We start from the raw sequence: 11,923 nt of genomic DNA on the forward strand, positions 1-11,923 counted from the left end.
CAAACGAGCCGATCCTGACATGGATATCCTCGTATTCCTACTCTCTTATGCCGGGTTATTCACCTTGTGCCTGGCCATGCCGAAGCATTTTCAGGTCATGCTGGGCAAGCCATTTCTTCCTTCAAGCCCGTCCATGTTAATACTAAAAATCGTAGGATGGCTCATCCTGGGACTATCCTTTGCTATGGCTGTCGACACTGCGGGATGGTCATTCGGCCCGGTCCGATGGGTAGGTTATCTTGCCATCGGTGGACTCACGCTGATCTTTGGGCTTCCATTTGCTCCCCGGCTCGTCCTGCTATTGGGTATTTTGACCTGCTGCGGCGGACCCCTCGCGGTCTTGGTTTTTTTGTTAGATTAACGGAAAGGTCTTCCCAGTCACTCCGAAATAATCAGCATAGCCAATGCCTTGAAGGGAACCCTCCGACCGGAGGATAAACTTGGAAAATATCTGATAAAAATCCCGGCTATATCCATTTACCAGGCATGTTGAGAATGACCACAGCCACAAGGGAATCACGCGCCCTCGATCAGGGTTAGTTGTTTGCTTTCTGACCCTGAACCTCCGCCCGTAAATTGCGCACAGAGACCTCGTTCGTCGTCGAATCGCGAATGAGGATCCGTGCGCGCCTCGCGGCAGTCTTCATGGCCAGATTTCCTTCCCTCGCGTCCTTGGCCAAACGCAGAATTTGATTATAGAGTTTTCCGGATTGTCCATGAGATTCCACGCTGAAGGCCTCCAATTCCTGTTGAATCTTGCTCCATTCATCCCTGACCTCCGCCCAAAACTCCCTGGTTTCGTTCCAATAGTCTTCGGCAACCTGAATTTTAAACGCATCCGACGACGTATAGGTGTTCACACCCATCTCTCTAGCCAGAATTTTCGGGTCGGTCCGTAGGATGATTTTCGAACTGTCTTGTTCATGTACCCACCCGTTCGGAGTTAACGCCTGACGATTCACGGAAATCAGAACATCATAATCGTCCCGCTTGGTCCGTTCACGCCGTGGAAGGGGGCGCCAGGTCGGAGGGGACGTCCATGCGGACTCCCCGTGGCGGTGTGTCCATGCCGCAACTGCGGCATACCTGGGGCTATCATCAACCTGGTACACGAGCTGGGCCCAGTTCCCTCGGCGTTCGGCCTCATCCAGCTGGCGGATTTGCCAGATATTACGGCCGACATACTCAAACTGTTGTGTCGGTTCATAGATCCAATCCTGCCGCCAATGCTTGATGGGCATTTGGTCTTCCCAAATCCCATCAACGACGAGAATGTGTTGAAGGCTAATGAATTCACCGTTGTCGCGGATCACGCGAACGATTTCATAGCCATCGACCTCATACGGCTTTTTGAGCTGATATCCCTCGACAAACGAAACCGTCTCTCTGAAATCGAACGTCACACGGTAATTACCCGCCATCGCAAGGATGGCTTCGCGATCGCGCCGAAATTTGTCATCTTTCTCCGTCGCTCCCGGGCCCGGAGTATCTGCCAGAGCAATAGCGCCCCAACAACACAACACGAGGAAGACGGTCATCAGAAACGTTCCGGACACCTGTCCCGATCTGGCTGTGAACAGGATAAATCTTGCATTCATTGGCCCTTCCTCCACTACTTTATTCCAGAAGGTTCTTCCAAAGAGGACCTCGTCCGGCATGAACGATCCGAAGGTAGATTTCTTCCGTTGAGAAGGAAAAGAACAAGGCATACACTCCCACCATCTTTCCTGCAAATTACAACCGGGTCGACAATTCCCAAGTTCAGAAAATGAGCATCAGGCGAGATTGTTACGACCCAAATTGTCGGGCCACTACAACACCGAACGGACAGCACCTTGTGATCCATTTTCCATTAAATTGGGAAAGATCTACTGCGACCATATTCCCGCCGGTCAAGGGGCAGAGACCATCTAATGCGGTAGGAACACTAACGCATCAATGCACCGATTCCCAAACTTTCAGACAATTCCAGGACAATGAGGTTCAGGCACTTTCATCGTCGCAACTTCTCCACGCAATTCGAATTCCTTTTCATCCTCTCAAGGCCACAAGGATTGTTTGGCATCAATGCAGGTCGAATCCATGAACCCGTCCTCACAGAAGCGTCGGAGTGTGGTTATGTAGGTCCTTGCACCCAATCTGTCATGCAGATCCTTTCGACGTAGGTCGAAATCTAATAATCAGTTTTAGGCCTTTCCGTAAATTAGCCCACGGAGTCTGGCAATTCCAGTACTTATTCACACGAAAGGATCGGACACCCTTTGTACGAAATCGTAAAACCCTGCTCAAACATCAGGTGCCAAATCAGGTCGGCCCTCCTCCATGCAGACCACTGCGTAAGTTATGTCATACCGCCGTCCATTTCTCAGGATCCCACGTTTTCTGAAATTTGAGCGTCGAAAAATCTTATCTAATTTCCAAATTCTCAGAAAAACTCAAATTTGAGAGAGCCAATCACGGTTAAAGGCGCACCCGTGTAGACGATTTCCCTAAAATTCTGACTGCCGGTCATGTACCGTTGATCCAGAAGATTCGTAAAGTTCACCGCAGCCAGCAAATTAGTTCCTTGGGAAAAATTCGGCTTACGGTAATACAATGCCGCATCCATTCTGACAAAGCCCTTCATCTTGAACGGCGCCTGGCAATTGGCCGGATCCTCACATTCGAAGACACCATTCCGTTCGCCTTGCGCATACATACCGATTCCGGCCCCGAAGCCCTTCACCACGCCTTCTTGGAAAAAGTAGGTTGTCCATATGCTGCCTTGGTTATAAGGGACGTTGGAGACTCGACTCCCCTCACGAAACATGACATCTTTGCGGACACGCGTATCGGTATACGCATAGTTGGCAATAATCTCCCACCCAGGCAATATCGTCCCGGCCACATCGAGTTCGAACCCTCTGCTGCGCTGTTTGCCGGTTGCCTTGGAAAACGCGAATCCGTTGGCCGGATCGGCCGTCAACACATTCGTTTTGTCGATTTGAAACACCGCCATGGTGGTCCGCAATTTGTTGTCAAACAACTGAAATTTGAAACCACCTTCCCATGCTTTTCCACGCTCGGGATTAAAAAGTTTTCCGTCGATGCCTCTTGATCCGACTGCTTGGGGTACGAAGGACTCCGTGTAATTGGCGTAGATGGCCATGGGCTTCCACGGCTGGTACGTTATCCCCACCGACGGGCTGAATCTGTGTTTGGTCTGTTTATCCTTGTTCGTGTCGGGATCAAAATCATTTGGGCGGTTGGTGAGTTTCTGTTCAAAGATATCGAACCGACCGCCTCCATGGATATGGAGGTTGTCCAAGAGGCTGATTTGATCCCCGAAATAGGCACCGAAAACGTAGTTGGTTTGCCTGGTATCGCTGATTTCAGTAAGGGGAATGTCTACGAACTGCTTGTCAGATGTATCGAAGATATTAATGTAGCTGAATCCTCCCGGTGTGGTTGTATCGCCACCGAAATCTGTGGAGGTTTTTGCCCTGGAGTGCTCTCGGCCCAGTTCGATGCCAAGAAGGGTCTTATGCTTAATTGAACCGGTTGAGAATTTGCCGTGGACTTCGTTTTGCATATAGTTACTTGAAACGTTCGTCGGAATCTTAAATCGCGCCAGATCGAGAATTCCATCACTTTCAGGACCGACCAAAAACCAGGACTCCAGGGAGTCGTAACGGCTTTTGGTCCAGGACCCTCTGAACGCAGTGCGCCAGGTGAACATATCATTGAATTCGTGCAGAACTGTCGCGGTGACCTTTCCACTATTCGTCTCATCTTTCCTTGTGGGATCGCCGAGGAAACTCTTGATAGAAATCGGCGCGACTCCGTCACCGATGGCCACCAACCCTCGATCGATAGGCGCTTTATTATAGAGATATTCACCCTCAAGCCGGAACGATGTCCGTGGGCCGATGTCCCAGCCGAACGTCGGTGCGAGAAATGCGCGTTTTGACTTGACTCCCTCCCGATAACTCTCGGCCGATTCGAACATGCCATTGAACCGATAGGACAACGTCTTGCTCTGGTTCAGCGGCCCTCCAAGTTCTACCGTCGGACGATAGAGTTCGTAACTACCGCCAATCATCTCGCCGGAATAGTAGGCGTTCTTCAAAGGGGCTTTCGTAATTTGATTGATCACACCGCCCGGATCGGACCGCCCGTAGAGATAGGACGGGGGCCCCTTCACCACTTCAATGCTCTCAAGGTTAATGATGTCGCGTTGAGCTCGTGAACTAAATGTGCTGTCGTCCCGGAAGCCGTTCTTGAATATATTCAGATCGGATGCAAAACCCCGTATCGTGAAGGTGCCGCCCTGACCGCCTTGTGTACTGGATTGATAGGTACCACTCGCATTTCGAAGCGCCTCGTTCATACGAATGACCTTCTGGTCTTCGATCACCTCCTTCGTCACCGTTTCAACCGACCGGGGCATCTCCTGAACAGGAACAGGAATTCTCGAGGCACTTGACACATCTTCGGTGGTGTACGGACGATCACGAACATCCTTCACCACCACCTCCGGCACCTTCACTGTCATGGGCTGGGATGTTTGACCATTCACGCTTTGGGAGGATTGTTGTACGGAAGTATCCGCCAGAGGCACAGGGGGCAAGACTGCAGAATTCCCCCCTTTGCTAATCCTCACGATCTGAGGACCAGTTATGCGATATTCGAGACCTGTCCCTGACAGTAAATGCTTCAGGGCGGATTCCGGTTCATGCGCACCCGACAGGGCCTTGCTCTGCAGACCTTCGGCGATTTCCGTGCTATAGAATAATTGCCATGAACTTTGTTCCGCAAAGGCTGTCAGTGCGGTATTCAGAGCTTGCGAAGGAATGTCGAACCGAACTGACTCTTGCGCGGATACAGCGTTCGTCAAATTTCCCAAGAGTGGGAGGATCACCAAGGTCAGTCCCATCAACCATCCTGACACTCGCTTTCGCCTGAACTCCCTTGCTTTGTGTCTTTGTGCTCCTACACTGGTTTTTGACATCGTTTCACTTCCTTCCTAAATCATCATGTGAATGAGGTATGGTATATATAAAGCAAAAAATGATGGGCCATGCCGCTAACTCTTCAGGTTGCTGGCCAAGCGCGGCTCATGAGGAAAGCATCGATTTTCTTTAGGAAATTCGATTTCAAAGTGAGCACTTACGACAAAGAAGGTCAGCCACCCTTGAACATGCCTACTTCACAAGACGGTTCAGCAGAAAAAACCCAGACAGACAAAATGCAAAAATTTCGCAGGAGCGATCCCTCCCCGCAAAAGGCGAACAAATGTCTTTTTTCCGCAGGAAGGTTTGTTGAGTGAAAGGGGTTAGGACAAGTAAGGAATTTTACTGGAGGACAATTAATCGATCAGTGAGATGCAGCGAGGCAATAGGCAATGTCCGCTCAATCGTGGTCACAGCGGAATCTAAACTATCAAGATCGAATACACCGCTGACCAAATGTTCTCGAAGGGTGTCGTTGAGAATAACGATGTGTCCAGACCGGTAACGATTGATCTCTTCCACCACCTCAGTCAAGGGGGCAGCCTCAAAAATAAGTCTTCCACGCTGCCAGGCTGTGGCTATGCCTAAATCTACGTCTTTCACTTCACTCAATCCGGAGTTGGTTCCAAATTGAATACTTTGACCGGATTTCAGACGTGCGGAGGAGCTGGGCCTTTCATGCCCTGGCGGAACCGTCACATCGACGACACCTTCTACCACCGTCACAAGGACAGAGCGATCCAACTTATAGACGAAGAATTCAGTCCCAACCGCGCGAATCGTTCCTTGGTCGGCTTGCACAATAAATGGCCGTGAGAGATCCTTGGCGACGCGGAACGCTGCTTCCCCTTGCAGCAGATCCACACGCCGCACCTTCTGGGAATAGGCAATATTCAACGCAGTATGTGTGTTTAATTGGACAATACTGCCGTCTATAAATTCCCATGTGGCTTGCTCTCCCGTTCCGGTGGAATAATCCGCCCTCCAGTCAATCAGGAAATCGGATTGAAAAGTATAGGAAAGAGCCAATACCGCAATAGCGGCGACGATCACTTTCCAAACCCACCAGTCTTGCCTGTAAAAATATGCTGATGGGAAAAGAGGGTGCCGAATTGTCCGCTGAGTCTGTCCGCGGACTTCCCCGGATCTGTCCGGAATGATTAGTGAGTCTCGCAATCCTTCCATACCATTCCAAATTCGGAACGCCTTCTCCATGGCTCGCTGATGCGCCACACTTTTCCGGCACCACGAATTCGCCGCACGACGGTCGGCTTCAGTCGTCTCCCCCGATGTGAGGCGGACCATCCACGTCACAGCTTCGGCTTCCAGACGCTCTTGTTCGCTGTCCGGGCAATCAGCGTCCGACATCTGACAGTTCCCTCCTCCCAACCTGTTGAATATTGTGCATCGGATAATACCCTGTGCCGTTCAAGAAATTCACTATAAGAACGATTCAATCGACAAAAACCGGATGGTCCACACATGAATGACTCCATCTTACTTTTTTTGTTTTCCCACACAGGGAGATTGAATGAAGGGGAGGAGGACTGCGCCAGATCCAATCAGACCCTACAGTTTATTAGAAAAATTATGCGGGTGGCCCGATAAATACCAGGGACACGAGGGAATTCAGTAGCCCCTGATGTTAAAAGGGAGAGGTTCTGAAAAAACGGCTAGAGCTTTTGGGAGGATTCCGCTGCCTCGTTCAGTCGGCGACGGCATTGATTGAGTGCACGGGCGATATTTTTTTCGACAGTACTCATACAGATATTCAACCGATTCGCGATTTCACGATGCGCAAAACCTTCATATCGATTCAACAAAAAAATTTCCCGACACAACGGCGACAATTCCTGAATAGCTTGAAGGACAATCCTCAATTCTTCTTTTGCTACCAGAACCGATTCCGGCGTGGATGAGGTATCCGCTTTCTCAAGCAGGAGAGGCTCCTCTTCGGAGGATGCCATTTTCCATCGTATTTGCGTTCGGAGATGATCCGTCGCCAAATTGGCAGCAATCCGAAAAAGGTAGGATCGAATGTTACGAATCGACTGAAGATCTGATAATTGAGATAAGCGAAGGAAGGTTTCCTGGGTTAGATCCGCAGCAGTCGCCTCACAAGAGACACGACTGATGAGAAAACGCTTCACCTCTTGCCTATGCTGATCAAACATTTGAGCCACCTGTAATTGCATCATATCCATGATCTTCCTATTTATGGCAGAAAGTCCTTCAATCTGGTGCACTTTTTCAACCCCAAAACCACTGTCACCCCTTGGTAGCGCTGATCCACAAATTTTCGCAATCCCATAAAATGAAATCCGTTACACGTGGAATCTTCTTGTTTTATCCATTAAAAAAGCCCAATGTGCAGTTGCATCATTGGGCTTTGGTCTCTCGGATCTCTAGCCTCTCATTCGAACCAGCGCCGCTGGTGTTGTATGTCATTTAAATTTTTCAATAGAAAGAAGTAGCCATCGCGATCCGAAGAATGGTCCTGTAAACCTAAAAATTGATATTGATTGTTATTATTAATATAAACTAAGCCTGTTCGTCAATCCCTCTGAAACCATGAAAACAGGGTTACCTCAGTTCATATGAATTTTCGTCAAACTAAAATTCCCCACTACTCTCCTCCCTAACCAGGACCTGGCTTTAGTTGCTTCCGGTTAATTCATCTTAAGGATTTCGATTATTTTCATTCCGCTTTTGTTAAAAAATGCCGAAGAGGCAATCTTCATGTGGCCACGGGGCATGCTGTCCTTCGTTACCACACCGCCATACAGTCGACCTGGATTACCCTTTTGCAGCGCAACTGTGATTAGGAACTTTTCACTTTTTTGAAAGGCAGGAAAGTCTGAGTATCAATTTTTCAACCACGCCCTGGACTTTTTTGAGGATCGACAAAAGAGCCGCCTAGGTAGATACCGATATACCATTTCTAAGTTGAGCTGAAATCCTCAAAATTTCAACACACTTGGCGGCCGGGTTGGGACAGTATCGCTCCGCTCTGGGGAAGTCTCTGTGGGAAAAAGCTATCACCCCCTCCTCACGCCTCCTTTGAAATTTTTGAAAGAAGAGACTACAGTAGATCGGTTCCGGTAAAACGCGTTTCGATCTGGGAGCTGCTGGTGTTTCCTTCACTAAGGATTGAACGCACCTAACCTTTCTGGAATAGGTTTTCCATCATGAAACGCATCCTCCTTGTAGATGATCATGAAATGGCCAGGAAAGCCATGAAGCTTTTTCTTGAGCACCATGGGTATGCCTGTGATGAAGCCGAGCATGGAGCCGCCGCTCTGGTCAGGTTGGATCAAGGACCGAGTGTGGATCTCATCGTTTCCGATAACTTCATGCCCATCATGACAGGGATGGACTTTCTCCTCCACACAAAAGCCAATCCTCAGTTCAGCTCCATCCCTTTTATTCTGTATTCGGGAAACATCACCGACGAAATGTCCCAACGGGCAAATGAGGCAGGAGCCCTAGCCGTGCTGAGCAAACCATACAATTTTTTAAATTTTGTAACGTTGGTCAATAAAACGCTCGAAACACCGTAAATCATCAATGGGGCACTCCCGATGTCCATCATCTCCAAAAGATTGCGATAGCTCACATTGGACCTAATGTACTAGGTAGCCTAGAGAAGCTTTCCTTTCGCACCTGCAACGACTTTGCGGAAGGATCAGTGAAGCATGCTCTGAGACATGGTCAGACACCCGCCTTCACGAACCACGCAGGCAATCACACCAGAGGACAGGTCATGGGGCCACCACTTGAAAGAGATTGCTGTAGTCGTCTGTCCAGATAATTTCTTCGAGAGATCGCCAGGGTACGATCCGGATGTTGACGAAGAAGTCATCCAAAAATGCCTGGTTGTTCGTGACCAGAACCCAATCACTATAGCTATTCCCTTTCCCATGATCAGCCATGTCCTTGATCCACAGGGCCTGCTTACCTGACTCTCGGGCCAGGGCCCGGACTACGGGGCTGAAGTCAAAGTGAAGGTTTGTGATATGGAGGGCGAGGATCCCGTCAGGTCGTAGATGCTCCCAGTACAGAGCAAACGCCTCTCTCGTGAGGAGATGCACAGGAATGCCGTCGCCACTGAAGGCATCTACCGCTAAGATGTCGAACTGCTGTCGATGCTTGTTCCCCAATTCTCGCTCGAGAGAAATTCGTCCATCTCCAAGGACAACCTGCTGGGCTCCCTGGGCGTTTTTGAGATACGTGAAGTACTCCCTGGCCATTCGATCCACGTCAGGATTGATTTCATAAAATCGATAGATATCACCAGGCCGGGAATACACTGCGGTGGTGCCAACCCCCAACCCGATATTCCCGACGCGCAACCCCCCTTGCCCTTTCCTGTCCTCGAGTGTGTTCAACCCCAGTTGTCGGGGATGACGGTTGATGGCCAAGCTGATTCCACTGAACGGCCCGTAATAGGCAGTCGGGTACAAGTGCCGACGGGGAGTTAGGAATTGCCTGCCATGGTTGATGCGACCATGATAGAGGAAACGGCTGGCGGACTCCGTCCCTCTGTCCGTCTCCTTCACTCGCAGAACACCATAAAAATTACGCGTTGTCAGGATGGTGCTCGCTTGCTCCTCCTGAATATGCATGGCCAGAAAACCTGCAAGCGTGGCAATTCCCCCAACCAAAAAAACCCTTTCTGACCAGAGAATGCGTGGTGATCTGAGCGGATCCCTCGTCCGAAACAGGCAGATTGCCAGGAGCATCATCGTGGCCACCAGCCCAAAATGAAATTCCCAGTATCCTTTAAAGAGAACAGGTGCGACCAGGTTGACAAACACCCCCCCCAAGGCTCCTCCCAACGCGACCATGAGATAAAAGGATGTGAGAAATCTGGCGGGAGGCCTCAAGCGAACCAGTTCGCCATGGCACACCATGCAGCAGGCAAAGAGGACGGCCGAATAGATGAAAATTTGGATATAGACAATGACCTCCGTCTCCGCATATTCCTGGTGCAGCAGGTAGACGACTGCGGAGAGCAATACCAGCAACACGGGCACCCAGATCCGTCGGTCGTACCATCGCGGGTGATCAAAACACAGAATGAAGGAGATAAGGTAGAGACCCAGCGGGAGAACCCAAAGAAACGGGATGACCGCAATATCCCGACAAATCTGATTCGTGGTTGCTAGGAGGACCACTGATCCGCAAGCTGCTAGGGAGAGGATCAGGAAACTCTCCGGCAGACGCGCCTTTTTGTCTTTTCGATACTCAGGATTTTCGGAGGATTCGCTTCTCAGGGGGAATCGAAACAGCGGTAAGGCCCCCCAGGTACACATGACCGCGTACAGTCCGTACCCGGCCGACCAGAAGAGGGTCTGCATTCGCAACCCCAGTTGCGGCTCGATAAAAAACGGATAGGAGACCAATCCCAAGAGAGAGCCCAGATTGGATAAGGCGAAAAGCCGATAGGGTGCCACAGTGGGATGGACTCGGTTGAACCAATGTTGCAGGAGAGGGCCAGAAGCCGAGATGAGGAGAAACGGCACCCCAATCGTCACCATGAGGAGAAGAATAATCGCCAGCATGGGGTCCTGTGTCACATCCGGCTTCCATACATCATCTGGGGTGATAGGGAGAAAGACCAGGGAACATACCACCAGACCGAGGTGAACCAGCGCCTGATGCCGAGGGGAGAGGTGGCTTGCGAGAAGATGGGCATAGCCATACCCACCCAGAAGAAAGACCTGGAAGAAGAGCATGCACGTGGTCCAGACCGCCGGGGTGCCACCAAACCAGGGAAGAATATAGCGGGCGATGATGGGCTCTACTTGAAACAGCAGAAAGGCACTCAGAAAGATCGCAAAGGCGTACGGGAGGACAGACACCGGTGGAATTTTTGGTGGGAAGGAAGTCATGACCCTAATTTGACAGACTGTGGCGATGTGACATTGTTCGCAGGCGCAGCCGTTTTTGCAAGGTCATTGGCGGGATTATGACTACCCTGGCTCTAACTGGTATGTATCAACTCTTCATTCAGTTCAGATCCATGCACTCGGTCCGTCCTTTAACGCGTTGAGAATCAATCCGATGTGCCCTGAGTCGGAAAACAATAACACGACTGCGTGCTCCGCCAAGCCCTGTCGTGTATAACAAATGGCAAGATGTTAGGCTATATATCCGCTCTGGACGCTGCATTCTCCACAGGTCCAATTAATGCCCATTTGACTTATATTGACCATACCTTGCAACTGCTGAATTTTTACAAAAAAAGGGAGAGGTCTCATTGACCTCTCCCTTTTCTGAAACGTATTGGTGTTCTGGTTAGAACCGGCTACGACGTTTATCTCCGCCAAAATCTCCACCGCCGCCACCATACCCTCCACCACCCGTGCGTGGAGCTTGGGGTTTAGCTTCGTTGACCGTCAAAGTGCGGCCACCAAACTCGGTAGAGTTCAGGGCTGAAATCGCGGCTTGCGCTTCCTCTCCCGAAGACATTTCGACAAATCCGAACCCGCGCGATTGGCCGGTGAACTTGTCGCTGATGACATTGGCTGACTCGACGGTGCCGTGTGCCGAAAACAAGTCGGTTAATTCTGCTTGAGTCGCGGAATACGGCAAACCACCTACATACAATTTTGAACCCATGGGGGTCCTCCTTTTGAAAAATGATATTGTCTTAGGCTCGAGAAAGGGTAAAACCTGGAGAAGGAGTAGGCCGCGGACGCTGCATTCATGCGACAGTGGACAGACACTTTCGAGTTATCTCTCGGGCAAAACAACACCGGTTACGGGCTTTGGTAATTTGATTGCTCATCGCCAAGCCCTAGGCGTTAAGTTCATTCAAACTAGCACAAGAGAAGGGAAGAAGATAGCCAATTCCAGTAGAAGGGAACGGAAAATTTTGACTGAAATATGGACCTGGCTCTGAGCAATTGAGGCAAGAAGGTCTTTTT

At 50.1% G+C, this 11,923-nt stretch carries 8 protein-coding genes; 2 read left to right on the forward strand and 6 right to left on the reverse strand.

The window, feature by feature from the left end; all coding sequences use genetic code 11:
• Positions 1-19: 19 nt before the first annotated feature.
• Positions 20-361 carry a DUF3325 domain-containing protein gene (locus ACWHYD_RS19310; RefSeq protein WP_447963639.1) on the forward strand — a complete coding sequence of 114 codons (342 nt, stop codon included), beginning with the start codon at positions 20-22 and terminating at the stop codon, positions 359-361.
• 175 nt (positions 362-536) lie between these two features.
• On the opposite strand, the gene ACWHYD_RS19315 is transcribed toward ACWHYD_RS19310, so the two are convergent.
• From ACWHYD_RS19315 to ACWHYD_RS19330, 4 genes are all read right to left on the reverse strand, one after another.
• Positions 537-1,598: a DUF6607 family protein gene (locus tag ACWHYD_RS19315; protein WP_447963640.1), complete on the reverse strand. Its 1,062-nt coding sequence runs from the start codon at positions 1,596-1,598 to the stop codon at positions 537-539.
• Positions 1,599-2,425: 827 nt separating this feature from the next.
• Positions 2,426-4,990 (reverse strand): TonB-dependent siderophore receptor, encoded by a 2,565-nt coding sequence (locus ACWHYD_RS19320; RefSeq protein WP_447963641.1) that lies wholly within the window; start codon positions 4,988-4,990, stop codon positions 2,426-2,428.
• Positions 4,991-5,333: 343 nt separating this feature from the next.
• Complete coding sequence (locus tag ACWHYD_RS19325) at positions 5,334-6,359, reverse strand: FecR family protein (RefSeq protein WP_447963642.1); 1,026 nt, start codon at positions 6,357-6,359, stop codon at positions 5,334-5,336.
• A 305-nt stretch (positions 6,360-6,664) separates the two neighbouring features.
• The gene (locus tag ACWHYD_RS19330; RefSeq protein WP_447963643.1) at positions 6,665-7,195 is read right to left on the reverse strand and encodes an RNA polymerase sigma factor; all 531 of its coding nucleotides are present in this window, start codon (positions 7,193-7,195) and stop codon (positions 6,665-6,667) included.
• Positions 7,196-8,179: 984 nt separating this feature from the next.
• Here ACWHYD_RS19330 and ACWHYD_RS19335 point away from each other — a divergent pair.
• Complete coding sequence (locus tag ACWHYD_RS19335; RefSeq protein WP_447963644.1) at positions 8,180-8,551, forward strand: response regulator; 372 nt, start codon at positions 8,180-8,182, stop codon at positions 8,549-8,551.
• A gap of 201 nt (positions 8,552-8,752) precedes the next feature.
• On the opposite strand, the gene ACWHYD_RS19340 is transcribed toward ACWHYD_RS19335, so the two are convergent.
• Together ACWHYD_RS19340 and ACWHYD_RS19345 are read right to left on the reverse strand one after the other, a co-directional pair.
• The gene (locus ACWHYD_RS19340; protein ID WP_447963645.1) at positions 8,753-10,885 is read right to left on the reverse strand and encodes a spermidine synthase; all 2,133 of its coding nucleotides are present in this window, start codon (positions 10,883-10,885) and stop codon (positions 8,753-8,755) included.
• A gap of 406 nt (positions 10,886-11,291) precedes the next feature.
• Complete coding sequence (locus ACWHYD_RS19345; RefSeq protein ID WP_312645020.1) at positions 11,292-11,615, reverse strand: RNA recognition motif domain-containing protein; 324 nt, start codon at positions 11,613-11,615, stop codon at positions 11,292-11,294.
• Between the last annotated feature and the right edge of the window lie 308 nt (positions 11,616-11,923).

It is taken from the genome of Nitrospira sp. Ecomares 2.1, from assembly GCF_965152585.1.